This window comes from Bradyrhizobium sp. CB1015 (assembly GCF_025200925.1).
Classification (GTDB): Bacteria; Pseudomonadota; Alphaproteobacteria; order Rhizobiales; family Xanthobacteraceae; genus Bradyrhizobium.
This window is the reverse complement of the sequence record NZ_CP104174.1, coordinates 1,711,722-1,738,643: the sequence shown is the minus strand read 5'-3', so window position 1 is coordinate 1,738,643 and position 26,922 is coordinate 1,711,722. Positions and strand designations below refer to the sequence as shown.

Sequence of the window (26,922 nt, the reverse complement as noted above, 5' to 3'; positions counted from 1 at the left end):
TGCGGCCGGCTGCACTCCCTGAAGCGCCGGACAGGCGAGAGGCTAGGTTGATCCTTAATGCTAAACGTCGGATCATGATCGTGACCTTGCGCGGGAAATATTCTCACCCAGCTGGTCGATCGCTGCAAGAGGCTGTCCTACGCAACGGCATCCGCTAAGCGCATTGCGTCCATCAATCGGACATTCTCTCGGCGGAGATTAGAGTCATGCTCGAGCGGCTGCGTTTGCAACCGGCGACTTTCGCAACTGCACGCATGCGGCACCAATCTTCGGGTGAGGACGAGGGCCGACCTTATAGTGGGATGATGGCTCGCCTACAACGAGAACCTGGGCAGACTCATATCAGGCGCGCCACCTCATAGCCGAGCGGTAGAACTTTCGATGACCCGGCGGTTCGCGCCGCCCCTTTTTGAACAGAAGTAGACAAGAGATCGGCGCTCCCCGCTCGACACCGGCTTAACTTCATGCCGGACCTTACATGTCGTGACAAGCACGGCGCCGAATGGTGGCCGGAATACGTGCTGTTCGTACACGGTAGGATATACCACGAACTCACCCCCCTCGAAGTCTCTCGCTAGCTGCACAATCACCGCGTACTCGAAGTCCGGATCACTCTTCGCATCCAAATGGATGCCCACAAAGGACCCGGGCGGCATACGATGCATTTGGCATCGGCGAACCACGTAATCTGAGGATGCTCCGAAGATCTGTCTTAGCGCGAAGCTGCGGTCTTTACTTTCAAGTAGCTCCATGATCTGCCCTGAAGCTGTACCACTCACGTTGCTAGGCGCCCGGCCGGGTGGATCTACCCTTACGCGCTTGACAAAGACGCTGTGCAAGTCGCCGGCATCTCCCTCCCGCACTTCTTCCTCGGGAATCTCAGCCTGCAGCTGATCGATCTTGGTCAAGTCGGCTTGAGTGAACAATATCTGGGGGGCGATAACGGCCGTCCCCTTTACTAACAGCTCTATGCGGTACTTTGTCAGCATTTCCTCTGAAAGCTGGCGGGATTTATCACTCATTGCGCGCGCCATTCGAGCTCACTCCTTTGATCTTCGAAGCAGGACTCCGGGTCCTTGTGCATTGAGACGAATGCTTGCTCCCAATGCTCGCCATCGAACTCGGTTATTCTTACGCGCGCGATCGTCCTTCTGTCCAGGCATCGAATATTTACGCTGAACCCGGAGGGGTTCGACCTCGGCCTATAGAATGGCTTTACCCCACAAAGCCGGCAAAACGTGTGCCGAGCAATGTTCTTGTTGAACTGATATGTAGTGAGGAATTCTTCACCGCGCTCGATGCGTAGCTTATCGCCAGTTACGAGTAAGTGGAGAAACCCAGACATTTGACAAATCGAGCAATTGCAACGAACTCCAGAGAGCTCCCGCGGCGCTCTGACGTAGAACTTGACAGAGCCACAATGGCAACTGCCATGATGTTCGATCTCCGAGTGATCATCTCCGGTGCGTGCCGCAATTGCGATGAGATCGCGGCACCACTGGACGCTGACCCGATAGGCTTGGAGGAATTCATTCAAAAAACGATCACTACGGTCAGGCTGCACAAGTTCACCAATCAGCCGGCCTGTCATTTCTCCGTGGTACTTCTCCGCGGGATCTTCTCCGCCCACATGGCTGCGAAAATACTCCAGATCGTCCGGCTGCGCTTTAAACGTTTCGGCCAGGGTGGTCCACAGCGATTGGATCATGTCCGCAGCATGTAGCTCAAAAGCTACCATGTAAGCGCAACGAACGAGGGAGTCTTTCGATGACAATCCGGCGTAGAGAGAATGCAGATACTGCTTCGTCCTAGAGCTATAGTTGGGCAGTATTGCTCGGCCGAGTAGTTGGGAGGCATCTTTCTTCAACAGGTTGGAGTGAAAGCTTTCTGTCAACAGAATATCCGGTAGCGCGGCCTTGCCCCCCTGGAGAATTCGGCCATGGCCTCCGGTCTCGTCCCAACAGATAAAGTTCGCGACCACGCTGGTCAGCTCAATGTCTCTCGCAATATCCCGATTGTGATGCATTGCATCAAATATGAGGTCCCCTTGGGACCCCGCCTGCAGGTACGGGAACGCCTGTGACATCGCCAGATATTCGGGCAGCACCCTGGCAACCTGATCTTCGGACAACTGAGAGGCGAACGGATGCGGGCCGAACAAGGCTCGCGCTTGCTCGGTCAGGTACTCGCAGCATATCTTCGGAGGCTGATCCGCTGCAAATCGAGACGCTTGAGATGTCATGTGATCCCTGCAGATGAGAAGCGAACGGTCCCTGACGAAGCAGCTTCGTGTCCGGGCCACCTATTAACCGCCCTGGGTTCATTGGCTTAGAAGGGCCAATGATTGCGCTCACCTTCCAGGCGAACTTTTGGTAGTTTGCTTCGCGATGGCAGACAGCGGCATGCTCAGTCCAGCTCATAAGCATCGAAGGGAATGCGTTCATTATTGGAGCGGCGGGAATCCAGTCGGATTCCTCTCCACCAGCAGTCCGACGCCGCAGTGCCCGCCCCGACCAGCATTCGCGCGGAGACTCATAATGGATACTGCGCCGCCCACGCCGTTTTGTAGCTAATGTCGCGTGGGCGAGTGGCGTGCCTGGCCGCTCGGCACGCTTGCAGCTTTCGCGATCTTGGGCGAATGGATCAAGCCCTCGCGGGTGCTGCTCCCGCCATTTCGCCGAACCGCTGTCAGCCTGGGACAGCATTGTAGACTCCAATTTGTACCTATGATGCTCTTAAGGTTTTTGGCCCCTGGTGTCACATACCGCTGCTGGCGGCACAAAGCATCTCAAAGAGACCCTCACCCGTTCTTCGTTCGCGATTACCACCTCTAAGTTCTTAGTCGCTCTCAGCAATCATTATGCCAACTCTTGGATTCGCTCCGTAAGATCTGAATCAGTTGATACAACGGTCGTGTCGCCTCCTCATTGCGAGTGTATCGACCTTGAGAGCCTGCGCGCCGCTGTCAGAAAGCAAACAGCGAAGAGCCAGCGGCCGCTCACATGCGTACAGGTCTGCTCAATCGCGGAGACTGCTTCAAAGGCGACGCATGGGTTGACTTTGCGCCCCGAAGCCAGCGACAGCGCTTTGTGCGTGCAGACGGCAGCGCTAGTATGGTGACCCGGGTCGCTGACTATTGCGTCTTCGCCGTGACCGTTACAAGAGAAGAAATGGCCTTCCACGTCGTCGAATACGACCGAACGGTGACCTGGAACATACGCAGGCCCCTTTGCCTGTGCCCCGACAATCCCCCGCGACTCCGTCGTAGCGTAACGTGGTCTAGGGAACATCCGGGCCCGCTGCTCGCGAGATCGACGGATGCCATGGGCAGACCCTATTGGTAGCTGGCCGAGATGGGTCGCTACATGTTGCGCGCTCTTCGACACGGGTGCGGCGTTGATACATTTCTGGAGCGTATCCACTATCATGGCCTGGACTCTCCGGATCGAGCGCCACGAGCAAGTGCCGCAAGATCGGTTTCGAGCTTCGGTTGAAGCGAGAACATTGCGTCTATCAACGCCTGCGCCGGTTGCTCAGCGGCCTCAACCAGCGCCGCCTTCTCGGCCCGCGCAGAGGGAGCGAACACACGCTTAACGACCGTCGGCGAGCCCTTGAGACCGCAGTTGGAGGTGTCTTCGACACCGGCTTCTTGCGCGCTCCATTTCACGATTTGGGCACGCGCGGCACGCAAGGCATCCGCCATCGCGCCGCGCCGAATCTGATTGGTCGCCTCAAGCATGGTGATGAGGCACGGCAATTTGGTTTGCAACACCTGCACACCACCTTCGCAGCGTCGTTCCACTTCAATCGTTTGAGCGGCGAGGTCCAAGGATCTGATCTTAGCAACGTAAGTCAGCTGCACTACGCCCACTCGCTTTGCGATGCCGGGCCCAACCTGCGCAGTATCGCCGTCGATGGTCTGCTTTCCCGTGAAAATGACATTCGTCGGGCGATAGTCCTTACCGATTTTCCGGATGGCGGTTGCAAGTGCATACGTTGTGGCCAGTGTGTCGGAGCCCGCAAAGCAGCGATCGGTGAGTAGGACGGCGCGATCGGCACCATAAGCCAGCGCCTTTCGCAGGGACTCTTCTGCCGATGGCGGTCCCATGGTAAGCACGGTAATTTCGCCGCCGAACCGATCGCGCAGCTCCAGCGCGGCCTCGAGCGCGAAGAGGTCATATGGGTTGATGATTGTCGGCACTCCCTGGCGCATGATTGTATTGGTCACGGGGTGAACGCGGATTTGCGCCGAGTCCGGAACCTGTTTGATGCAGACGACATTGTGCACGATGTTGCTCCAACAGTTGCGATAGCTGCGAAGAGAACAGCAAGTGTTGTACCATCGCCGTTGCCTGGAATCGGCTCGCTGTCAAAAAGGCTTAAACCGGGCGATAAGTCGCTCCAGCCGCTCTTCCTGACGAACGAATGCCGACACAAGTCAGGGCACCGACAACGCGGTTCCGCTCGTCACGCCAGCCGAGAGACGCAAGGGATGCTCGCAGGATCACTGCTGCGAACCACCTGCGGGCATCGGGCCGATCGACGGTTAAGCATTGCCGCTCACTCGTCCGCAGAATAGGGATGATAGCTTGTTACATGTTCGAGCTACGGAGGACGGTTCACGATTGTATGGCCCCAGGTGAGGCTCTGTAACTCATGGCGCACAAATCCATGTTGCGCGCGCGCCGTCGTCGCCGCAGGCCGGCCCATTCCCTTCAGAGTGCGTAGATTGCCTCTTCGGAATCGTTCTTCAACTATCTATTTGGCAGCAGAAGTTCCGACGGGTGTGGTTGTTCAGAACCGCTTTATCTCAACTCCGTATTTTCGCAGCGCATAGCCGATTTGGCGCGGGGTTAGTCCGAGTAGGCGCGCTGCCTTGGCCTGCACCCAGCCAGATTTTTCCATGGCCGCAATGACACGCTCGCGATCGGTCATGCTCGCACCACCAACGAGAACTGTGCCGGCAGGTGCCAGTGGGGCCGGTCCGCAGACAGACTGCGGTGGCAATGTCGTTTGAGCTAGCGGAATGATGGACTTTGCAGGCATCGGCTGCATGGGTACCGCCACGTCGGCCTTGTCGTTCGATGTGCTTTTCCAGAGCATCATGGAAAGGCACTGGCCTTGGCAGCATGCAAAGTCACTTCTCACAATCGATGGCCCGGTACACAGCGTCGCTGTTCGCTCGATGCAATTTTCGAGTTCGCGAATATTTCCCGGAAACCCGCAGTTCATCAGTACCTCGATCGCACTCGCCTCCAGGGTGAGCGTACGGCCGTTCTCGCTGTTGAACTTTCTGAGGAACTCTCGGGCTAGCAGCGGAATATCAGTGCGTCTTTGGCGCAGCGGCGGCAACAACAAGGGAACTACGCTAATACGATAGTAGAGGTCCGCGCGGAACTCGCTCCTTGCCACGGCCTCTTCAAGGTTCTTGTTGGTCGCAGCTATGACTCGAACATCGACCTTAATCGTGTGATTGCTACCGACGCGCTCGAACTCCTGCTCTTGCAGAACTCGCAGCAATTTCGCCTGGAACGGAGCTGAGATCTCTCCGATCTCATCCAGAAATAGCGTCCCTTTGTCAGCAAGCTCGAAGCGCCCCTTGCGCGAGCTGACCGCACCGGTAAAGGCACCTTTCTCATGGCCAAACAATTCCGATTCCAGAACCGTCTCTGGCAGCGCCGCGCAATTCAGTTTAACGAACGGTCGTTTAGCGCGGGACGAGGACTCGTGAATGGCCTTGGCTACGAGCTCCTTGCCGGTGCCGGATTCGCCCCGCAGCAGAACCGTGCTGTTCGATTTGGCTACAACCGCAATCTTCTCGAGCAGAGCGCTCAGCGCGGCGCTGTCGCCAATGATCCCGTGGGCGTGAAGCTTCTTGCGCTCGCGAGCGGCCACCTCAAGCTCAACAATCTTCTGTGGCTGGTCTTTGTCCACTAACAATCGTTCACGATCGCAGGCCAACAAGCGATGTAGCTTGACTGTTTGTCCCACCAAGTTGGCGACCATAGCCAGCAGTCGCGCATCGTACTCGAGCCGAAGACTGGAACTATCGTCCTGGATACGGTCTACCGTCAGCGTACCAACGACCCTCGCTTCAATACGAATAGGAACCCCAATAAACGATACGCGCACGCTGTCGGAGGCGCCGAGAAGCTCCCGGTCGGCAGCGCTGAAGGCTGGCTCGCCGGCTACGCTCTCGACAATAAGAGGCCCGTCTGTCGCTACGATCTGGGCGATTGCTTTCTGCGGCAGGCACGTGCGGTAACGTTCGTCACTGCCTTCGCTCCAGCCGGCGCCAACGGTAATTTCCGGGATACCGTCATCGTGGAATAGCGAGACGATGCCGTGTCGCATCTGCACAAACGATTGCAGCAGGCCAAGGACCTTGGCCAACATGACTTCGAGCCGACCAGGGGCGCTGACTATTTTCGATATTTCGAAGATGCCGGCCAGCGCGCTCTCATACGACGGCTGCCCCGAGGGATCACGCTCCGGCTCCGGTTGCGAGGCAGGTCGTTCGCCCGAGGATGGGATGTGCAGCATGAGCCTGTCTCCGTTGTCTTGATTATCCTCCATGGAGCCATGTTGGGATTGGCGAGCTTCGTTTTGCATGTCACTCTCTGATCTAGCCCCACGTGTTGAGGAGATGACATAGAACCGTGACACCTTATTATGGCACGACACCACACTTGCAATGTGCCCTCGTTTCACTTTTTGCGGATCGTGCGCGTCGTCAGCGGAGAACATACGTGCCGCTGCAGGACACGTCAGCTGCGTCGCCAGAGCGGCGGCTTTACAAATGCTGCCCGCCATTGATCGGCACCTCGGCTCCCGTGACATAACTCGCCGCATCCGAGCACAGGAAGAAGATGACTTTGGCCACTTCATCCGGGGTCCCCACTCTGCGCAGCGGGATACCTGGCACGAGACGGGCTTCCGTGTCTGGCGATAGCATGTCGGTCTTGATTTCGCCGGGCGCGATCGCATTCACACGAATGCCATGCGGCGCATAATCATAGGCCAGCTCGCGTGTGAGGCTCGCAAGCGCCGCTTTCGAGGTCGCATAGGCGCTACCGGCGAATGGGTGCACCCGTGAGCCTGCTATTGAAGTCACATTTACGATTGATCCTGACGCGGCTCTTAGCTCGTCAAACAGACCCTGCGCCAGCAGGATCGGAGCTACCAGATTAAGATGAAACACCCCCATCCAGGTCTCGGTTGACGTGGTCAACGACGTCATCCGATCGCCAGTGGGCGTTTTCGGCGAGACCCCGGCATTATTCACCAGCGCGTGCAAGGGCGCACCAGCCAAGCGCTTCTTGACCTCGGTGATCGCACGCGGCAGCATTCGATGATTGCTGAGGTCGATCTGGAAATGATCGTCATTCCCTGCCTCCCAGGAGCATCGCTCGCCGTCGAAAGGTTGGCGCGCGCAAGAAATGACACGCCAGCCCGCCTCCGAGAAGAGCTTGGCAGTGGCATGACCAATTCCGCGCGATGCCCCCGTGAGCAACATCGTCTTTTGTTCTCTACGATTATCACGCGCTTTATCGGCGTAAACGAGGCAACCCAAATGTGTTTCGGCCAGCGGCTCTCTAATCAGATTGTCATTCGGCAGATCGAGACCCAAGGCCGCCTCCTCTACTGTTAGGGCAGCGGACGATTAGCAGGATTTGCGCCACTGCGGTGCAGGTAAATCACCTCCGTTTTGCGTCCTAACGTCGCGCACACCGAACACTTGGCCGATTTCAGACAGCCGTGGGTGTGCTTTGTGACAACAATGGCAAATCAGCTACGTAAGCTCTCTAGCACACTCGCCTGCTTCATCACAGGGGACGGGCCGCGCTCGCTTTCTTGATCGCGCAACCGAATGAGCTGCGGCTTGTCGGCGCCTCGCCGAAGTCAACGACCGCTCGGGAGCGACCACGGACATTTTGCCGCGCTAACTCTAAAACTGACGTACCAGCCTCGCACGTCAGATTCGTCAATCGTCGATTCTGTTTGTCGCACCCCTGGGCAGAACTGGAAATATCGCTGGACGGGTTGGCTCCAGGCACGAGCTGGCGAACTGATATGTTCATCCACGCTCGAGCACTGATCAGCTCCGATTTGTGGCTGACCGAAGGATGACGACGACGTGTTCCGTCTGCTTAACGCTGCGCAGCACTTTAGGGCGGTTGTTATCGACGTCACGGCTCAAGCGAAGGCACTTAGCCGTCGCTTCGTTCTGCTCTTCGTTGCAACAGCATCACGTTGGGCAGACGATTGTCGCCTGTACAAGAACTGGCAGTACTCTTGGATGCAAAGAGCGACAATCAGGTCGATCAAGCGCGCTACAACTTTCATGAAGCTACGAGCTCTTGCGAGTTGTCTTCGACCAAGATCAACCTGCTCGGATCGTTCAAGTCGAACTCTATAACGCGTGGAGCAAAGAGACGCGCATAGCGCGTGAAGGCGCTCGTTGGGGGAAACCGGATCACCGTGTCGCAGCGCGCAAGGAGATACATCTCAGTGAGGGCAGAAAAGCCACCCTCGGCTCCGAGGGCGGCGTTGTGCAACGGGCCGGCGTGAGGCGCCTGGAACTGTTTTGGAATCGCAAAAACATCGGGAAATATTGCCGACACCTGCTCAAGGATGAGCGCGCTGTCCGTGCACAGGAATGCCCTCACAGGCCTCGCATGTGGTAACGCCCTCGCCTTTTCAATGGCATTACAGACCTGTCGAAACGCGCGCTCCGCGTCCGCCCAGTAGGGAGCATGCCCCATAATGTCCTCACCGTTGCCATGCCGGACATGAATTCCGATCACACTGTACGGCTCAAAGTGCTCGCGGTAGATGGCATCAATCCGAGCCTGAATTGCAGCTCGCGGCTTTATACTCCGAAAGATCTCGCGCTCCGCCTCCTGATCGCAGCGCCACATCAGGCAGGCATCACACACAACCGTGTTAGCGTCACTATCTCTCTGACTTTGGAACAGTTGATCGAGTTGGTCGCGTTCCCGGAAGATCTGCTCGTTCGGGCGGTAGACGCAATCGATAGATGGCTTGTTCCACCATGCCGGAAAGAATGGTCCCGGAAACGAACGTTTGTTGATGTCGTCGTCGCAAATCACCGGCACGCCGGCAATGTCTTCAACCGGTTCGAAGAAGACTGGAAAGGCATTGGTGAATGGTTCATCAAGATAGCAAGAGCCCCGCCAATCGATGGCTAGCGTCCGCCCTGTCTGCTTTGCAAAACGCCAAGCTGCCGCCAGGGACCACAGACAGTCGCCAAAACCCGTACGTCGCCGGGACACTACGAACCGAACATTCATCGCACCGCTAACCATCTCGATTGCCTTTTCGCGCGCTCCTGGTTGGACAAAAGACATCGATACAGACATCTCGGGTCTCTTCTCGCCCGGCGTCACAGTCTGTTGCGGTTCCGGCGAGCTGCGTCGGTAGAACTTCATAGCAGGGCTATCCGTGATGGCCGCGTTCTCTCAACACTTTCTGTCCTTTCTTCAGCGGTGTTGTATCGACCTGCCCGAAGTCCGATGCCCAATACTCCCTGTGCGTCGGATGGGATGGTCCCCTCACATGCAGGCATAGGAGGCGTGGCCACATGCGCTTCGTGGTGATTCACCAAGGAAAGTCGGGACGGATCGATCTCTGCCCCGAACTCCCGTGTCAGAAGCTGCCGCAGCAACAGTTTGGCGTCTAGCGTAACTGGTTGAGAAACAAAAAGACGCTCGAGGATGGTTTTGCAATAGGCTTCAGTCGCGTAGGACGCGATGCGATCGATCATCCCCGAGCTCGACTCCTGCGGCAGACAGGCAGTATCGGGTCGGGCTGCTAGGGAACTTGTTGGAGTGCTTGACACAGTTGAGACGCTCCTCTTCGACAGCAGCAATTACGCGGCCATCCTGCACAAAAACCGCAGTGCCACCGTGAAGAAATGTATTCGGCAGCTCCGGAGAGCTTTCATGGATTCTATCAAGGTCACCACTCAGTCCCGGGCACAACATCCCGTCCTCCATCGTGACGGGAAGGCCAACTGCCGTCCCATCGAACTAACCTGTACAATCACGCTCCGCCGGTGCGCGGGCCAGACAGCACAACATGACTTTGCAAGGCCTGTCTCGGCGCCTAGCGACAGGCACTCAGAAATAGGGTGGCTGACGTCCGACGCCGATAGACCGAACAGGCGGCCATAGATCTGGCTCGATCGCAGCCTCTTAAGGCCGTTGCAGAAGCCGCTGTAACGGACCAGGTCACTCGCGAGCTACCGCGGAAGGACTCATGATACTGCATCGATTGACTTTCTCGCGTTCGCTCAATTGACGTCAACGCAGCAGGCGTCGCCGAAATAGTGCTGTCGACGCGAAAAAGGGCAAGACCGCGTAAACACAAAGCGCACCTACGTGCAGGGCGGCACTGTCGACGCCGCGCTCAAGCATCGTTGGACGAATAAGGTCGACCGAATGTGCGAGCGGCAACAAGCCGGCAAAGTGCTGAAATGAGTCAGGCAGTTGACTCGTCGGAAAGATCGCGCCACAGAGAAACACCATGGGCGTAATGACGAGCGACTGGTAAAACACGAAGTAATCGTAAGTTGGCGCAAGAGATATGACGACCATTGCCAGGCTGGCGAAGACAAGACCCGTAAGGGCGACTGTGGGTATCGCGCACAGAATGGACGTCCAGGATGCATAGCCCAGCGCTGCAGCGACAATCCCGATTGCTGTCCCCGCTAGAACGGACTTACTGGCCGCCCACACCAACTCACCTAGAACGATATCGCCGAGCGTGAGCTGTGTGAACAGAATTCCCTCCCAGGTGCGTTTGACACCCATCCTAGCAAAGGCCGCATATAGGGTTTCAAAGGTCGCGGATGTCATCGCACTGATTGCGACCATACCGGCCGCCAAAAAGGCAATGTACGAAGTCCCCTCAACTCGTCCCACGATAAGTCCGAGGCCAAAGCCAAGGCCCAACAGATTGGTTATAGGGTCTGCGAGATTGCCGAGAAGCGATGCAAGCGCGACTTTCCTCCATGCCAGGAAATTTCGTCGCCATACCGCGATCCAGTTGTACGCGTTAGCCGGCATCACCGACGCATAGCCATCATCCATCGCTCATTTCTCCATCTCGCGCCCGGTCAACCGCAAGAACACGTCTTCGAGATTCGGAGGGCGCTGCAGTACGCGAAGGTTTGCTTGCCCGCGCAGGTGCACGCGGACTTGCTCCGGATATGGCGCGTAACAAAAAAGCGTCTCTCCACTCACTTCGATATGCCGCGCATAAGGCCTGATCAGCTCTCGAAGTTGATTGGGATCACCGCCATAGATCTCAATCACGTTGCAGCCGATATGCTCGTCGATCAAGGCATCTGGTTTGCCTTCGGCGATTTTGCATCCACTCTCAAGCACGCATAAGCGATCGCACAGGCGCTCGGCCTCTTCCATGAAGTGAGTGGTCAAGAGGATCGTCTTGCCACGCGCAAGCAGGGCCCGCAGGCGTTCCCAAATCAGGTGACGTGCATGCGGATCCAGGCCAGTGGTGGGCTCATCCATCACGAGTAGATGTGGATCATTAACCAGGGCACGCGCCAGTGTCAGCCGCCGCCTCATGCCACCGGATAACTCGGAGACACGCACGTCCGCTCTGCTTTCAAGACGCGCAAACTCAAGCAGCGCGGGCGCAACCGCCTCGATTCTGCGAGCGCTCATGCCAAAATAGCGGCCAAACACAAGCAGATTCTCTCGCACTGTGAACTCGAGCTCAAGGTTGTCGAACTGCGGCACCACCCCGACGCGCGTACGCGCCGCACGAGCTCGGGAAGGCACAGGCTCATCGAGGACTGTAATATTGCCTGCGTCGGGCGAAATCATGCCGAGGAGCATGCGCGCAATCGTACTCTTGCCAGCTCCATTCGGCCCAAGCAGTCCGAAGCACTCTCCGCGCGCGACCGAGAACGACAGGTCGTTGACGATAAGGTTGTCGCCAAATGACTTTTTTACCCCGGCAAGGTCGATCGCCACAGTGGACATGTTCATCTTAGGCTGACAGAAGTCGTTCCGTGGACAATGGCTTCTTGGCGACCGTTTTGCTCCAGAGCATGCCCTCGCACCAAACATGCTCGACACGCCCCCATTGGCAAGCTGCCGCAGCGTCCGGAAAGAATCCCCGTCCGTGGAGGTTGGCGCTCGTGTTGCAGAGCAGCGGAATGCCCGTGAGTTGCTCAAATTCGACGAGAAGCGCGGCAATTTCGTGAGGAGAGTTGCGGGAAATTGTCTGCAGCCGCGCCGAGCCATCAAGATGGACCACCGCCGGGACCTTGTCGCGCCAATTCGCCCGGGTCTGGTGATCGAATAGCATGTAAGGATCTGGCGTGCCCGGGCTGAAGATCTCCGGCGCCCGATCCTCCAGACAGATCGGCGCCACCGGTCGGAAGTGCTCGCGACGCTTGATGTCGTTGAGATGATCCTTCATTGCCGGGCACGTTGGAGCTGCAACAATGCTTCTACCGCCCAGCGCCCGCGGCCCAAGCTCGGCACACCCGGAAAGAAAGATCACGGGCTTGTTGTCGGCAAGAATCGACGCAAGTTCACTCAGACTGCAAGGTGCGGCCTCCCAGTCCGGCGGAACCTCGCTCTCCTGGAGGGCAGGACCACTGTAAACTGACCATTGCAATGGCCCGAAGCCATCTTGCGCTGCCATGGCGCCGCACGCCGCGCCGATTGCCGAGCCGCTGTCATTCGGAAACGGCGGCACCCAGACATCATCGAACAATCCCGTCGCGCGAAGCGCGCTGTTCCATTTGATATTGAGACCGCAACCTCCGGCGACACATAGATTTCGCGCTCCCGGAAGCGACGAATATCTTAGCAGAAGCAGCGCGATTTCCTTAACAAGAAGACGTTCCAGAAACACATGGAACGAGGCGAGGACGTCCTCCGCTCGCTTGGCAGCCAGGCGCAACGTGCTTGCCTCGAAGAACGCGTGCATAGCTGCAAGAGACGATTCCGCATTGTTGATGTCTTCGCGGTAGCGGCGAGCCTGCTCCGTGTCGGCCGCCAACCGTGTTTCATAAAGCTCCTGAAACACTTCCACTATGCTTTCATCAACTGAGCCAAGCGCGATGTAAGCCATCAGCTTGCCGGCGATGCCCAGATCCCAACTGGAGCGGTTCGGCTGACGGTACGGCCCGAAGTGAAGGCCCGCGGCAGCATAGGCGTGGCCAATCATAGGAAACAGCGATCCAATGAACCGAGCCCCGCGCGGTTCGACATAGTAAAGACGTGGAAAGATGCAGCCATCCCACACCAGACAGAACGAAGGCTTTCCCGCGGCTGCAAAGGGACTGGTGCTATATGCTGACGCGACATGGCCCGTGACATGCGGGTAGCTCTTATATGGAAACTCCTTGCCTCCGAGGAGGAGGCCAACGCCGTCGACGGGATCAAGGAGGCCCTCAGCATGACGCTCGACATATGGCGCGCCTTTTAGCGCAACCTGCACCGCTCCGCTTAGGAGCTGGAACTGCGATTCATTCTCCCCGTCCCAGCCGTCAACGACGAACTGATCGATATCCCGCGGCTCCAGGCCATGCTCAGCCAAGGCGCGCACGACTGCATCGAGATTGTCAACGGACTGATAGCGTGGACTATTGCCGCGCTTCTCTTGCTCCACGCAAAAAAGAAGCCGACCGTCCTCGACGACAGCAATTGCTCCGTCATGTGTCAACTTTATTCCGCAGATGCGCATACGTACTCCTGGCCTAATGACCGACGTTTGATTGTTCTGACGTGGCGTCCGGCTTTCGAAACTGGACGATCAAGCAGTCTTCGTTTGCCAATCCGGTGGAGCAGTGCCGACGCTCGACCTCCGATAGGCTCTCCTTAAAGAGAGCGATCACCGTTTCGGCACCAGCAGCATGCCCCCAGCGTTGACATATTTCATCACGCGCGGACCCGAAAATCAGAGTGCCACTTGGCGCAAGCATACTCACGAGGTTGCGGATAGCCGCATGCATCTCGCTCACGTCTTTGAGGTAGTAAAGAACCTCGGCCACGACAATCAAATCGAACTGCTCAGTGGACGAGAACCGCTGAATGTCGCAGGTCACCCAAGCAATATGTGACCACTTACTGGTCCGCAGTCGCGCTCGCTCAATTGCCTGCGGCATGACATCCACCACGGTAAGTCGCTCGCATAGCGGAGCCAGCATCTCCGTGAATGCACCGGCTGCACATCCTACTTCGAGGCCAGACGCAGCGTCTCCGTCGCCACACGACATCCGGAGCATTTGCGCGTATCGCTCCTGCTCGAACGAACTACTGTCAAGGCGCCATGGGTCGTCGAGAGCCAACTCTCGCTCTAATAGCTGATGGTTTTCGTCCAGAATCATGAGACGACCACTTATTCGTAGGCAGTCGAGCGTTCACGACCGGAAACACTCTCCGTGGCCGTGAGGCTCGATGGACGGTGCGATACCCCCCCTTTATGAATGACAGTAGGCCCCACCCCTACACTAGCCGCACCTCGTCCGGCATTGGGGCGCAGGATGACACGCTGTTTCTCCTCTTCCGCCGGCACATTAGTAACTTTTCGCGATAGCCAATCGCTATTGCTCAATGTACAAAGCGCATAAGCCTTCAATGGTAGTAAAAGAAAGATATTGATCGGTGTGTGGAGCGAGAAGCCGATAAACCGCAAATCGCGAGCACGAAGTGCTGCCACACTGCACCGGACCATAGTCATTGCAGCAATCGTCAGTCCCGTCCACCAGGGTATAGAGCCACCGATCACGAGCTGTGCAAGGGCAGCAAGTGTTGAGATCGCGAGGAGAAATGGGCCGAGATTCTGCCCGATAACATCTAGGGTCAAATAACCATCGAGCTCTGGCAGCAGGCGCAATGCAAGAAACGTATCTCGAAAGGTACTGCGTGCCCAACGGAGCTGCTGACGCAGATATGGCCCAAGACTGTGCGGGACGACGGTAGCTGCTATCGCGTCTGGGACGTATTCGGTTCGAAAGCCCGCCTTGAGCATGAGTATCGTTAGATGGCGGTCCTCGCCGAAATCACTCGGCTTCCCACGAAAGAATTGCGCTTCGTATTGATCAAGAAGCAAGGTGAGTGCGGAACGCCGATACATTGCACATGGGCCGCAGCAACACATGACGGCACCGAAACGCGCCTGTGCCGCGCGCTCTTCGTTGCACGCGAGCCAATATTCCATATCGATCAGCCTGGTCAGCCAGGTCTGGTTGCGATTACTTGCTACGAGTTGACCCATCGCCGCACCGATTTCCGGGTCATGCATCTTCAATACAAGCTTCGTGACGACATCGGCAGCAAGAACCGTGTCGGAATCGACGTTGAGAACGAGATCCCCGGATGAGCTGCGTATTGCAGCGATCTGCGCCTTGCGCTTTCCGACGTTGTTGGCCAACAAGATGATATTGAATCTCGGATCATTGGCATATATCTGGTGTACAGGCGCGACCACGTCGCGGTTTGCAGACCCGTCATCGACCACATAGACCTGCATCTTTCCGGCGTACTCTTGACTGGCAATCGACTCCAGACATTCGGCAAGCGTGTTTGGATTCTCATTGAAGCACGGCACGATGACGTCCACAGTGGGAAGGACCACCTCGGTTTGTCCGAGGCTGTCCTGTAGCGATGAGTTGATCGTCGGCTGGGCATAAAGCGCTTGCACGCTCTTATAGATAGTCGAGAGCAGCGCATAACTTGAAACAGCAGCAGCACTGGTTGTCGCGAGCAGGTCCATAGGTGTCAGTTCTTGTTTAGTGAAGTTGAGGGAGTGGACGGATTACAAACCCGCGCCGTTGTAGTGCCGGAATCAGAAATGCCAGCGCCTTCGTGGTCTGATCGCGCAGCGTTGTATCGGTGCACAGTCTCTCCTCATCGGGAGGATACCCGTCGTGCAGGAGCACAATTGCACCCGGGCGAACGTTCGCCAGCACCGAATTCACAATTGTATCAACCCCAGGGCGGGACCAATCTCTCGGGTCGACCGACCAGTGCAGAGCCGTGAGACCAGCGCTCGCAGTCATTGCGAGCACCTGTTGCGTCCATATGCCGTAAGGCGCTCGCATATGCCTGGGCGAGGCCTTCGGGCACGCCAGACGGATCGCCTCGCTCGCGGTCAGCACTTCATCCTGTAGCTCCGCAGGTCCGCATCTGGATAGATCAGGATGGGTCATCGTATGGTTCGCAACCTCATGCCCTTCCGCAATCACTCGTCGGATGAGGTCAGGATGCTCGATCGCGTACGTGCCGATGACGAAGAATGTCGCCGGAACCCGATGTTGCGCCAGCACATCGAGCACCTCTGGCGTACAAAACGGGTTCGGCCCGTCGTCAAAGGTCAAATAGACAGCTCGACTTCCGCTCACGTCAGCGTAGTCGCAGCGGACAGTGGATGGGGTGGAACGCTCTGTCACAACTCAGGCCCGTTCCGATCGATGAAAGTCCCGGCCGGCCATTCGCTTATCGAGCGCCCCAGCGGAAACACCACCACGATCACATCCTCGAGGCGGGTCGGCGATAAATTGGGATAGACATCCGGCTGCGTGGAGCGGACGCGAATGCCATGCATCAGGGTGGCGAGCCCCTGCCTTTCGACCAGTCGCGTCATATGTTTCTCAAGCGCCGACCGAACCGTGCCAAAGCCGAATGGAACGCCAAGCTCCTGCAGTACGGGATACATCACGCGCATTGCGTGGCTTATTCCGAGCCCTTCGAGATCCGGACGCACCGCATACAACCCCAGTTCTGCTACGAGGAGATCGACTTCACTAACTTTGATGAAGCGACGTAGTAGCCCGAGGTGGGCCGCTACCCCGCGCGCGTCGTAACCAATTGCACGGAGCTCCGGTCTTGCGCCGGCCCAACTTCGGCTTCCCTCAAAAGGCTGCGCATTGAACGCACCCGTCGGTCCATAACTCTTGCGGAAGAACTCCGCGAGCTCGGCATGATCGGCGAGCCGCAGCTCGTTCTCCCAACGAAGGCTCCACTGCACTTGAGCGCGCGTAGAAGAGCGTTCCGCAGCCGGGGACACGGCAATGTTCATGGCAAGCTTCCTTGCGCCAGTGGAATTAAGAGCGAGACGTTCACGTGAAGTCGTTAGTCGCCGAACCGCCGATCAATGCTGGGATGCGCGGACTTGCTGTGTCGGAGCTCGGCACCGCTCGCCTGCACAGCGCCGCTGGCCCCATGCTCGCGAGGCAGCGAGCGCTCGGTTCGCGCTCCTCATCCGGCCAATGCCCTGCGTGCCATATATCGGAAGATGCCCACGATGCGATTCGACAGGCCAGATGCTGTCTGCACCAAAGAGCTTTTGCGCCTCCTGTCGCTTCGATGTCCGCCGCTTTGATCTCTGAGGGCAGGCGATCGACGCGCGGCCCTCATCGACGGCGCTTCGGAGCGGCATCAGGTCAAACTGGCTTTCATACATCTTCGACACGCCCCGAATGCACTGGACAGGCGAGCCATTTGGAAAGGCGCCTGGAATTATTGGCATCCGCAATCTGCGCCTGCCGCTATTCCCTGACACTAGAATGATGCTGAAAGCGCTCTCAAGTGTACGCGGGTAAACCTCGAATATGGAAACGGATGGCGTCACCATACCAAGGTTTATCGGACCCCGCTTGCCGACCAAACGAGCGCACTTCGCACGGAGACGCAACACGGCTCGCATGACGCGCCTGTAGACGCCCATGAAACGGAATCGGCGGCGCGCTCGCACGTCCAGGAGCTTTCCTCTGAGCTCACCTGAACGACCATAAAGCATTGTGGTGTGCCTGGTTACTTTTTCAAACTTCAGTTTGCTATCCAACATCCCGCAATTTGGTAAAATCGATTGTTTCGATAGAACACATCCACACGATGGATAGACTCACAACATGCGGTTCAAGGGACTCGATCTAAATCTTCTCGTTGCGCTCGATGCCGTGATGACGGAGCGCAATCTCACAGCGGCGGCTCGCAAAATTAACCTGAGCCAGCCGGCCATGAGCGCTGCGATCGCACGGCTGCGCACCTATTTCCGTGATGAACTATTTACTATGAAAGGTCGCGAGCTCGTCCCGACACCTGGCGCGGAGGCGCTTGCAGGTCCGGTTCGCGAGGCCCTGCTGCACATCCAACTCTCAATCATATCACGGGACGCGTTCGACCCGACTCAGTCGAGTCGACGGTTCAGGGTCATTCTTTCGGATTTCATGACGATCGTTTTCTTCCGCAGAATAGTGGACCGCATCGCACAAGAAGCTCCCGCCGTGCGGTTCGAATTGCTGCCATTTTCCGATGAACCCGATGAGCTGCTCCGTCGGGGCGAAGTCGACTTTCTCATTCTGCCGGAACTGTTCATGTCGAGTGCGCATCCTAAGGCGACGCTGTTCGACGAGACCCTCGTGTGCGTGGGATGCCGCGCGAACAAGCAGCTATCCCGACAGCTTACGTTCGATAAATACATCTCGATGGGGCACGTTGCTGCCAAGTTCGGACGGGCACTGAGACCGAACCTCGAAGAATGGTTTTTGCTTGAGCACGGTCTGAGGAGACGAATTGAGGTGGTCGTGCAGGGCTTTAGCCTGATTCCGCCCATATTGTTAGACACGAGCCGTATCGGCACGATGCCCTTGCGACTGGCCAGACACTTCGAAAAGCGGATGCCGCTGCGAATCATCGAACCGCCTCTCCCCCTACCCATATTCACAGAGGCCGTGCAATGGCCCTCGTTCCACAATACCGATCCCGCGAGCATCTGGATGCGGCGGATATTGCTCGAGGAGGCATCCAACATGGCATCTGGTGAGCAAGGGCCTCCAACTCGTAGGCGCTGTTAGGCTTACCGCAGGCTGCGACTCCGAATATCCAAAGCACGCTATGGGCCCTTCGACGTGCTCGGTCCCTTTCCTCGCTTCGGCGTCTCCTGGAGAGACACTGCCACGACCTCACAAGCCAGTGATCCGCTTGCGAAGACTTTTCCAGTTGTAAGCGTGGTGACTTCCCAGGTGTGGTTTGATGGGCTTGCGCTGCGTTCAGGGCTACCCCTGGCAATATCGCGGATAGAACACGCCTCCATTACAAATGTTCAGCTTGGCCATTAAAATGGCTTGAATCGCACATTGCGTCAGGTTGTAGGTTGACCGTCGCGACTTGCGCTGCACGACACAGCCGTCGACGGAGCGCTTTGGGGACCTCACGGCGCTCACGGATGCTGGGACGATCTGCCATCAGCGAGCTGAACGGACCAGCTACGTGGTCGGCCGAAACCGGCGAGACGGATCAGCTTGGAGGGTCCTGAAGCTTTCCCGCCGCGGCCGATCGGCTTACCGCTTGCTGTCCATTCTTGTGGTCATTTCGCGAGCCTCTTGTCGTGATGGCCGGGTTGAGCCGATGTCCATTCGGGCGAGCCAGGACGATTGCTCCAAACGCAGCCGCCACCGCACGCTTTGTCGCAGCAAGGACGTTTGCGCCGGATAAGAAGAGATGCGTTTCAAAGGTCTGGATCTAAATCTTCTCGTTGCGCTGGATGCTCTGATAACTGAGCGCAATCTCACCTCAGCGGCGCGTAGCATCAATCTCAGTCAGCCGGCCATGAGCGCAGCCGTTGCCCGGTTGCGCTCATATTTTGGCGATGAACTGTTTGGGATGAGGGGGCGCGAACTTGTCTTGACCTCGCGGGCGGAAGGGCTCGCAGCTCCTGTACGCCAGGCGCTGGTGCACATTGAACTCTCAATCATGGCGCGAGACGTGTTCGATCCAGCTCGATCGAGCCGGCGATTCAGGATCGCCCTTTCTGATTTCATAACAGTTGTATTCTTAAAAAATGTCGTGGAGCGCGTCACACGAGAAGCCCCCACCGTCAGCTTCGAACTGGCGGCGCCGACCGCTGAGCACGAGGAGCTCCTCCGCCGCGGCGAAGTCGATTTTGTTATCCTGCCAGATTCTCTCATGTCCAGCGCGCACCCCAGGGCGGCCCTATTCGAGGAGAGGCTCGTCTGCGTAGGTTGCTGCACGAACAGGGAATTACAACGCGGGCTTACATTCGATCGATATGTGTCGATGGGTCACGTTGCAGTTAAGCACGGAGGCGCACCCCACACGCCAGTTGAGCAATCATTCTTAATCGATCTCGGTCCTACTCGGCGCATCGACATTCTCGTGCAGAGCTTCAGCATGATCCCGCCCCTCCTTGTTGGGACGAACCGCATAGGCACGATGCCATTAGGGCTCGTGAGGCATTTCCAAAAAACGATGCCTCTTCAGATTGTCGAGCTTCCGGATCCATTCCCCGTCTTCACTGAAGCGGTCCAATGGCCCGCACTTCACAACAATGACCCGGAAAGCCTGTGGATGCGGGAGATGTTGTTCCAAGAGGCCACGCGCATGGCAACTGCGAAAGAACACCCCGTCACCAGCACTCCGGAAGGAGCGGGCAGTGCCGGAAAATCCGCACAATCCGTCTCGCCGTTGCCTTAAGGAGGCTCGTGAAGTCTACGAACCTCACATTCCAACACTTGTCTCAGCACACACACAATTCCACCTACCTGGCTTGCTCTCCTTATCGCGGGATAAAGACCCTCCGGGCGCGCGGTTCATGAGACGTTCTTGATCTCTTTTGCGCGTTGGCGTTAGGCGCGATGTCCGAACCGCGGAATGTTGGCCTGGCTTTAGAGACGGACACGGAGCAGCACGTTTGCCCTTAGGCCAGGCGTTTACGTTGCAGCGCGGCCGCCAAGCGCGTCTCTCAAGAACGCATGGCCGGCACGGAGCTCCGGTCGTCAACTCTCCGAGTTAGTAGTTGCTCCCGATGAATGGAGGCGATCGGCCTCTTTGGAGTCGCAACAAAATGCATCGTGAGCATAGAGGTCGTCGATCATACAGACGAAGCAAGCATCCGCGCTCGCGTGTGGCCCTATGGCATCACTCTACAGTACACCGCATCTCCATCGCTCTGCGCCGCAGGTATGACTTCTTTTGGCCCTACCGCAGCCAAACGTCTTGACGACCTGCGCTGCCCTGGACCCAATTCAAACAAGGAGCTGAAGGTTGAAGCTATCCAGCGGCGTGTTCGATCCAGAAGAGCTTTCTGCCCTCGGACGACTTTATGACAGCGCCGTCGACGCGCTACCCCCATCGATGCGGAGTCCAGAGAATCGCACGGCAATCGCCAAGCTCATCCTGGAGCGTACAGTGGCTGGCGAGACTCAACTGGCATGCCTTGCGAACTTGTTGATCACCCTTTCCCCTCAGGGTTGATCCGCCGCCATTCTAAGGATAGTCACCACTCTCGCGCTGGAGAATGGAAGACGATTCAGGCTGACGCTAAGAAAGCAGCTTGAATCATACGTGACGTCAGGTTGTAGGCTTCAAAATTGAACAACATGAACAAACCTACACCAAGAAGGCGTCGATGGCGCATTGGCGAACTTGCAGAGGCGACCGGAGTAACGGTACGCACGCTGCACCATTATGAGCACACAGGACTCCTAGCAGCCACAGAGCGTACTGACGGCGGCCACCGGATGTATGACCGCGAAAGCCTGCAGCGGGTTCAGCAGATTCGCGCGCTGCGTGAGCTTGGCTTCTCACTTGTCGAGATCCGTAAAGCCATGGAGGGAACGACTTCTCTCACGGACCTGCTGCGCAAACATTTAGAGCGCATAGAACTTCAAGTCGCTCGAGCAACTCTTTTGCGCGACCGTTTGCGCAACATGACCATCGACGGCGAGGCGCAAGTAAGTGTGGATGAGCTGCCTGCCACTCTGAATGCCATGTCGCGAGTCGAGACGCGTAGTCAAACGTCCCCATGCATCTGCAATTTAGCTTCAGAGCGCGAGGACCGGTGGCGGCGAATCCGTGACGACCTTCGCGATTGCATGGATCGGAGCGAGCCCCCTTGCGGTGAGCGCGCAAAGGCTGTCGCAGTTGCAGCACGCTTGCTGATCAGCGAAATCGCCGGCGCCGATTCACGCGTTTCGATGATCCTGAAGGTACTTGCACGACTGAGCGCCCCCCGCGCTCTGGCTGGTTGGGATCCCTGCCTGATGCAATATCTCGATCTCGCCCTTGGCGGGTTGGAGGATTAGCCGTACTGACCCGTTCATGGCCGTTTCCACACGTCGGTTGAAGGCAACCTGACAATGCTAGGTTGACCGGCCGCGCTCTGATGCGGGCTGAAAGCTTTATGAGCTTAAGCGAACAGATGATCATGGCCCGCCGATGCGCGCTCCTGACGCACCCATGCCCCTTAAAACGGCTTGATCCGCACGTAACGTCAAATTGTAGACTCTCCGGAAATTGGAAGCTGGTCGAGCCAACGCACGGTTGGCTTGGAGCAGCCTTGACCTGCAGGGGTGTCTGATCACAACCACTTGGGATCACTTCAGTGAGCATTGAAGGCTATACAATTGCAAATACGCAGCGCGCTTCTGTTGCAAGTGCGGCAATTCTCTTCTGTGCTCTCGCCGCCCCGCTTGCGCTCGGTTCTGAAGTAAAGATCGCCGTGGCTGGTCCAATGACTGGAAGCAGCGCCGCGTTCGGCGCGCAAATGCGCGATGGTGCAGCTGCTGCGGTTGAGGACTTGAACGCTTCGGGCCTACTTCCGGATAATGCCAAAGTTATATTGAGGGTCGCTGACGACGCCTGCGACCCAAGGCAAGCTGTCGCAGTTGCGAATAAGCTCGCGACAGAGCGCGTCCTGTTGGTGGTTGCCCATTTTTGGTCCTCTTCGTCGATCCCGGCCTCCGACATCTACGCTGAAGCAGGCATCGTTCAGGTGTCACCAGGCTCGTCAACTCCTCAGCTAACAGAGCGCGGCCTTAAGACTGTCTTTCGGATCTGCGGGCGCGACGACCAACAGGGAACCGTTGCCGCCGAGTACATTCACGTGAACCATCCCAACGAGAACATCGCGGTGCTCGACGACAAGAGCACTGCTGGAAAGGGCATTGCCGACGTGGTCGAAGCCCAGCTTCATCGATTCGGACGACAAGTCAGTCGGCAAAGCTATGTTGCAGGTGAACGGGACTTCAGAGCGCTAGTCTCAAGAATGAAAAAGGATCGAGTGCGCGTCGCCTATATCGGCGGCTATCATACCGAAATCGGATTGTTTGTGCGCCAGGCATCAGATTCAAAAGCAGACTTCATAGTCATGGCAAACGATCCGCTGATGACCTCTGAATTCTGGGCGATTACCGGCAGCGCTGGGAATGGCACATTGTTTACCTTCATGCCCAATCCGGCCGGGAGTGCCAAGGCGGCCGGCGTGGTCGCCGGACTCAAAGCTTCCGGCCTGTCCGGTGAAGGCTACACGCTATACGCCTATGCAGCTGTGCAAGCCTGGGCAGAGGCGGTGAACCGGAGCGGCTCCTTCCATGCTACGCGGGTCGCCAGCGCACTTCGTTCACGGCCGGTCGACACCGTAATTGGCCCGGTCCGGTTCGACAAAAAGGGAGACAACTCGGCTTCTGGATTTTTGGTTTACCGCTGGCGCGACGGCCGTGTTGAACGTGTCAAGAAGTATTGATTGGCAGGCACCGCCGGCTCCAAACGCAATGTATCACGAATGACGAGACGCCCTCAGAACGTTATCGCAGCGATACTCGCTAGCTCTTTTATACTTGCTGCTTTCGGAGCGTTTTTCGCGTTCGCTGCGGCGCTCGCAGAGCTAGCTAGGGTCGAGCTGACGGAGGTGCTACGTCCGATGATAGACAAATAGCAGCCCCGTTGTCCCGATCCGTCCGGCAGCACAGGACCGCTGAGCGGTCGACTACAGTTCTGGCGGGTCTGAAGGCATGACCTTTCTGCCGCCAAGTGATTGAAGGTTCAGGGGGGAGGAACGGGAAGCTAACGAGTTTATAGTCACGCTATGGCTCAGATGGGGGCGCGTTCGCTACTTCGATCAAACTGACAGCCCGATCGCCATTGACGCATTCTCCTGTACCTATCATATCGCGCAAGCTCGGATCCACGCAGGGGAGAGAGAGCGGGACGGCATGAAGCAATCAGGACCCACCACATAGGCTATAGTCGGGTACGGTGGGTAACCACAGCTGGTGGATCGTAGGCGCCGACATTGCATGTCTGTCTCTTCGGCTTGGGACTACCCCAGAGCTTCAAACTATTCGCAAACGTGCAGCCCTGCGGCTTTTTCTTTGTCAATCATGATCGGTGATCAACGGATCAGCAGCCCTGCCCGACATCCCTTAGACGTTGCTCTGAGCCCAGACCGCGGGAGGCACCAATTAGCCGGCTCCGATGAAGGCGGTGAGACTGCTCGCGGGCGCTATCAACGAACTGGATGCATCCCATCAACACTTTCGATTTTACTAATTCCAGCCAAACACCGCATAAGTCGACGCCGGATTACGGAAAGAACAGTCCACGAATGTCTCGTGACAACGATTCCTTGCAGGTTGGTCGTAGCCCAATTCGTGTCTGTCGTGGCTGCACCACGCAATGTTTGACAACGAAACACGCGGGGCACCAATGCAGTGCGATGAGCAACCGCAGGCGGGCGCGCAGCCTATCACGTTGTCGTCTCTCGCCTTTGCGATGATACTTGGCGGCTCTAAGAAGACAGCTTTCACGCGCACTGTTCGGCGAAGGTAAATGCGTCCGCAGCATAGAACTCGGGCAGGTGAACTGTCCTTTGCACCGGTGCGGGCCGGACTTTTCGCTCTGACCAGAGCCGATAGCATCAACAATCCAGCCGTGTCGCCGCGGCTCCAAGCAAGGCAGTACAACCACCTGTGTGACCCCGACTGGAGTCACTGCAGTTATCCGACACGCCGGACGGCTCGATCACGGTCCAATAGACTTCCGGGCCATCTACAACGCTTGTCGGCTTTTCCATATACGCCCCCTTCCCCTTTGCGATCCTGTCGCGGGACATGTGTGCCGCCCTGTTTGGGGAGCGTGCGCACCTCCTGTGCAACAGCGATTCGTCGGCCGACGCATCCGGCGTCTGGCGAACGGGAAACGACTACCCTTATTCCGCCTGTCTTGCATTTCACCACTTTGGAGAAATACCGTGAAACTTGACCCTTCCAATTCACGCATACAGGATCTCGAGGATCGCATCGACCTGCAACTCGACATCGTGGCCGCGCTCATGCGCGAAGAAGGCAACGAGCTCGAAGCGATCCGACTGCTCAATGCACTCATAGGCCAAATGATTACGGCGGAGCTGGAGCTCGGCCAGCGTGGTGATACGAGCACCGGTGACGGACGAATGCGACTGTTTCGAGACCGTGGCGTTTACCAGCCCGAGGACCTTCAGTTCTTGGGACGCCTCTTCGATCAAACTGTGGCAGCATTACCGGCAGCGCTACGAACTTCCGTCAATCGAATGACGATCGCCAAGCTGATTTTTTCACGTGCGGCGGCGGACTGAACTTCCATTTGGCTTTTTCTGGGTTGACGGCGCTGACCGAACGTTTATCGCTGGACTGACAATCGTGCCAATGTCGTCCGCACCAGATGGAGGGTATGCGGCTTATGGGCTACCCGTCCATAAGCGGGTCGCTTCCGCTGGCTTTCTATATCGCAACTGCTCGCGACGTTCGAGAGCAGGCTCGCTTTATCTCGCACCGCGGACGACACAGTTACGTTCGATCTAGCAAGACCTTGCTGTTCCTCGACGCCTGTGGCCACCAAGAGCTGATAGCGCGGAAGCGCAACCCAACACATACGTTCGAGACACCGGACGGCTATCGCCGCTTCCGACCGCTCCCTGCGCCGACCTTCGAACTCGCTACATGTATCAGATACGATTCCCAAAGCAGCCCTAGGGGATGTGGCGCTTCTTCTTCCGATCAAGATCTACCAGATAAGGCAGCTACGACATGTTGGATGTGTGGTACCCTTGAAAGCTAATGCTCGGAACAGGGCGATCAGCCACTCCGCACGTTAGCAATCTTTCCGCGAGGCACCCCGATATTGTCCGCCGCGCACTGGTGGCGCTGAGACGCGGCGCGCACCACCTGTCCGTATCCGAGAACCTCACATAGCTTTCCGAGATCACAATATTGCGGTTGGGCCGCTCACGTCAGGTTAGTCGTGACTGGCCTGGCGCGGATCTTCCGATTGCAGGAAGAATATCCACAATTTATTGTCGACGCCAATCAACTGCGCACTACGGTAAAGAAGCGCGCTAGAATCCCTGCTCGTTTCACTCCTTTCAGAATTATTCGACTGCGCCTGGCAATACGACATTCGGTCATCCGACTTTCAACAACGATCTATAAACTTCCCTGAAGCACCGAGAGCAGCTCGATCGGGGGTCTGCACGCTGATGTCTCGCTTGCTACACGTCACGAAATCTCGGTTAGCTGTTGGGAGGGTACTCCCTTGTGTCAGGATGTCGAGGAGTGTTTTAGATGGATCAGTTTTCTTCCGACCAAGTGCAGGTGCCAGATGCTGTCGTGAGCGTCGCATTTGACAAGGCTTGGGGCTTCGTCGAGAAGGATCCCTTGCTGGCACATAATCTCAAAGCCGTCCTTCATAGACGATTGCGCACTTACCTTGAGTGTTCGATAAGAAAAGGCGAACGGAATACTCTGAATCTGGCAAACGAGGCGATACGCAACTTGCGTGCTGAACTCGCACCGTCGACCGACCAATGAGCGCTTGCAGCCGTACCGCTGGGAGCGTCCGGCTTGGTAAACGCATCTAACGGGTCTATGCGATAGGCAAATCGGGTCAGAGCGTAGTCGAGCAGACTTTCCTCTACTCATGCTCTGCCCGGCGCGCCCGTAATCAAGGCCTTCATTACCGATCTGTCTGAGCCGTCAGCATGCACGAAGTGTGTAAGCGCGGCCTCGTCTTGCCGTTTGCAACAGAAGGAGCCAAGCACCTCCCAACTTTGCAGTCGCATCGCACGCCATCATGAACGGCT

Annotated in this window: 19 protein-coding genes and 1 pseudogene; 6 read left to right on the top strand and 14 right to left on the bottom strand. The window is 57.2% G+C overall.

All coding sequences use genetic code 11. The features are described 5' to 3' along the window. Positions 1-356: 356 nt before the first annotated feature. The 14 genes and pseudogenes from N2604_RS07825 to N2604_RS07760 form a co-directional block, all read right to left on the bottom strand. Entirely contained in the window at positions 357-1,034 is a 678-nt protein-coding gene (locus N2604_RS07825) for a 2OG-Fe(II) oxygenase (protein ID WP_124163647.1), read from the bottom strand. Further along, positions 1,019-2,242: a GFA family protein gene (locus N2604_RS07820; RefSeq protein WP_124163648.1), complete on the bottom strand. Its 1,224-nt coding sequence runs from the start codon at positions 2,240-2,242 to the stop codon at positions 1,019-1,021. The genes N2604_RS07825 and N2604_RS07820 overlap by 16 nt, the downstream gene beginning before the upstream one ends. A gap of 1,182 nt (positions 2,243-3,424) precedes the next feature. Next, positions 3,425-4,288 carry an electron transfer flavoprotein subunit beta/FixA family protein gene (locus tag N2604_RS07815; RefSeq protein WP_124163649.1) on the bottom strand — a complete coding sequence of 288 codons (864 nt, stop codon included), beginning with the start codon at positions 4,286-4,288 and terminating at the stop codon, positions 3,425-3,427. A gap of 506 nt (positions 4,289-4,794) precedes the next feature. Further along, complete coding sequence (gene nifA, locus N2604_RS07810) at positions 4,795-6,612, bottom strand: nif-specific transcriptional activator NifA (RefSeq protein WP_124163650.1); 1,818 nt, start codon at positions 6,610-6,612, stop codon at positions 4,795-4,797. 181 nt (positions 6,613-6,793) lie between these two features. Next, on the bottom strand, positions 6,794-7,630 hold the full coding sequence (locus N2604_RS07805; RefSeq protein WP_124163651.1) for an SDR family NAD(P)-dependent oxidoreductase: 837 nt from the start codon (positions 7,628-7,630) through the stop codon (positions 6,794-6,796). A 712-nt stretch (positions 7,631-8,342) separates the two neighbouring features. Then, entirely contained in the window at positions 8,343-9,452 is a 1,110-nt protein-coding gene (locus N2604_RS07800; RefSeq protein ID WP_124163652.1) for a nodulation protein NodZ, read from the bottom strand. Positions 9,453-9,595: 143 nt separating this feature from the next. Beyond that, positions 9,596-10,007 (bottom strand): annotated as a pseudogene (locus N2604_RS07795) (carbamoyltransferase N-terminal domain-containing protein); the annotation flags it as partial. Between the two features lie 318 nt (positions 10,008-10,325). Further along, positions 10,326-11,114 (bottom strand): ABC transporter permease, encoded by a 789-nt coding sequence (locus tag N2604_RS07790; protein ID WP_124163654.1) that lies wholly within the window; start codon positions 11,112-11,114, stop codon positions 10,326-10,328. A gap of 3 nt (positions 11,115-11,117) precedes the next feature. After that, positions 11,118-12,038, bottom strand: coding sequence for a nodulation factor ABC transporter ATP-binding protein NodI (gene nodI, locus N2604_RS07785; protein WP_124163655.1), 921 nt, complete (start codon positions 12,036-12,038; stop codon positions 11,118-11,120). A 1-nt stretch (position 12,039) separates the two neighbouring features. Further along, a complete protein-coding gene (gene nodU, locus N2604_RS07780) occupies positions 12,040-13,749 on the bottom strand; it encodes a nodulation protein NodU (RefSeq protein ID WP_124163656.1) in 1,710 nt (569 codons plus the stop codon). 13 nt (positions 13,750-13,762) lie between these two features. Next, the gene (gene nodS, locus N2604_RS07775; RefSeq protein WP_158669169.1) at positions 13,763-14,392 is read right to left on the bottom strand and encodes a nodulation methyltransferase NodS; all 630 of its coding nucleotides are present in this window, start codon (positions 14,390-14,392) and stop codon (positions 13,763-13,765) included. 11 nt (positions 14,393-14,403) lie between these two features. Further along, positions 14,404-15,780: a chitooligosaccharide synthase NodC gene (gene nodC, locus N2604_RS07770; protein ID WP_124163658.1), complete on the bottom strand. Its 1,377-nt coding sequence runs from the start codon at positions 15,778-15,780 to the stop codon at positions 14,404-14,406. A 16-nt stretch (positions 15,781-15,796) separates the two neighbouring features. Beyond that, positions 15,797-16,456: a chitooligosaccharide deacetylase NodB gene (gene nodB, locus N2604_RS07765; RefSeq protein ID WP_124163659.1), complete on the bottom strand. Its 660-nt coding sequence runs from the start codon at positions 16,454-16,456 to the stop codon at positions 15,797-15,799. Next, entirely contained in the window at positions 16,453-17,085 is a 633-nt protein-coding gene (locus N2604_RS07760) for a NodA family N-acyltransferase (RefSeq protein WP_124163660.1), read from the bottom strand. The genes nodB and N2604_RS07760 overlap by 4 nt, the downstream gene beginning before the upstream one ends. Before the next feature lie 832 nt (positions 17,086-17,917). On the opposite strand from N2604_RS07760, the gene nodD1 reads away from it, so the two are divergent. The 6 genes from nodD1 (at position 17,918) to N2604_RS07730 (ending at position 26,650) form a co-directional block, all read left to right on the top strand. Further along, positions 17,918-18,862: a transcriptional regulator NodD1 gene (gene nodD1, locus N2604_RS07755; RefSeq protein ID WP_124163661.1), complete on the top strand. Its 945-nt coding sequence runs from the start codon at positions 17,918-17,920 to the stop codon at positions 18,860-18,862. Between the two features lie 646 nt (positions 18,863-19,508). Next, on the top strand, positions 19,509-20,501 hold the full coding sequence (nodD2, locus tag N2604_RS07750) for a transcriptional regulator NodD2 (RefSeq protein WP_124163662.1): 993 nt from the start codon (positions 19,509-19,511) through the stop codon (positions 20,499-20,501). 905 nt (positions 20,502-21,406) lie between these two features. Next, the gene (locus N2604_RS07745) at positions 21,407-22,111 is read left to right on the top strand and encodes a MerR family transcriptional regulator (protein ID WP_199763004.1); all 705 of its coding nucleotides are present in this window, start codon (positions 21,407-21,409) and stop codon (positions 22,109-22,111) included. Between the two features lie 299 nt (positions 22,112-22,410). Next, positions 22,411-23,550, top strand: coding sequence for a branched-chain amino acid ABC transporter substrate-binding protein (locus N2604_RS07740; RefSeq protein WP_245333607.1), 1,140 nt, complete (start codon positions 22,411-22,413; stop codon positions 23,548-23,550). 1,506 nt (positions 23,551-25,056) lie between these two features. Then, on the top strand, positions 25,057-25,419 hold the full coding sequence (locus N2604_RS07735) for a hypothetical protein (protein ID WP_036030678.1): 363 nt from the start codon (positions 25,057-25,059) through the stop codon (positions 25,417-25,419). 985 nt (positions 25,420-26,404) lie between these two features. Next, complete coding sequence (locus N2604_RS07730; protein WP_124163663.1) at positions 26,405-26,650, top strand: hypothetical protein; 246 nt, start codon at positions 26,405-26,407, stop codon at positions 26,648-26,650. Positions 26,651-26,922: the final 272 nt, after the last annotated feature.

Coding starts and splice junctions, on each gene's coding strand:
- N2604_RS07825 (WP_124163647.1), bottom strand. CDS start 1,034: ATGGCGCGCGCAATGAGTGATAAATCCCGCCAGCTTTCAGAGGAAATG.
- N2604_RS07820 (WP_124163648.1), bottom strand. CDS start 2,242: ATGACATCTCAAGCGTCTCGATTTGCAGCGGATCAGCCTCCGAAGATA.
- nifA (WP_124163650.1), bottom strand. CDS start 6,612: ATGCAAAACGAAGCTCGCCAATCCCAACATGGCTCCATGGAGGATAAT.
- N2604_RS07800 (WP_124163652.1), bottom strand. CDS start 9,452: ATGAAGTTCTACCGACGCAGCTCGCCGGAACCGCAACAGACTGTGACG.
- N2604_RS07790 (WP_124163654.1), bottom strand. CDS start 11,114: ATGGATGATGGCTATGCGTCGGTGATGCCGGCTAACGCGTACAACTGG.
- nodI (WP_124163655.1), bottom strand. CDS start 12,038: ATGAACATGTCCACTGTGGCGATCGACCTTGCCGGGGTAAAAAAGTCA.
- nodU (WP_124163656.1), bottom strand. CDS start 13,749: ATGCGCATCTGCGGAATAAAGTTGACACATGACGGAGCAATTGCTGTC.
- nodS (WP_158669169.1), bottom strand. CDS start 14,392: ATGATTCTGGACGAAAACCATCAGCTATTAGAGCGAGAGTTGGCTCTC.
- nodC (WP_124163658.1), bottom strand. CDS start 15,780: ATGGACCTGCTCGCGACAACCAGTGCTGCTGCTGTTTCAAGTTATGCG.
- N2604_RS07760 (WP_124163660.1), bottom strand. CDS start 17,085: ATGAACATTGCCGTGTCCCCGGCTGCGGAACGCTCTTCTACGCGCGCT.
- nodD1 (WP_124163661.1), top strand. CDS start 17,918: ATGCGGTTCAAGGGACTCGATCTAAATCTTCTCGTTGCGCTCGATGCC.
- nodD2 (WP_124163662.1), top strand. CDS start 19,509: ATGCGTTTCAAAGGTCTGGATCTAAATCTTCTCGTTGCGCTGGATGCT.
- N2604_RS07745 (WP_199763004.1), top strand. CDS start 21,407: ATGAACAAACCTACACCAAGAAGGCGTCGATGGCGCATTGGCGAACTT.
- N2604_RS07730 (WP_124163663.1), top strand. CDS start 26,405: ATGGATCAGTTTTCTTCCGACCAAGTGCAGGTGCCAGATGCTGTCGTG.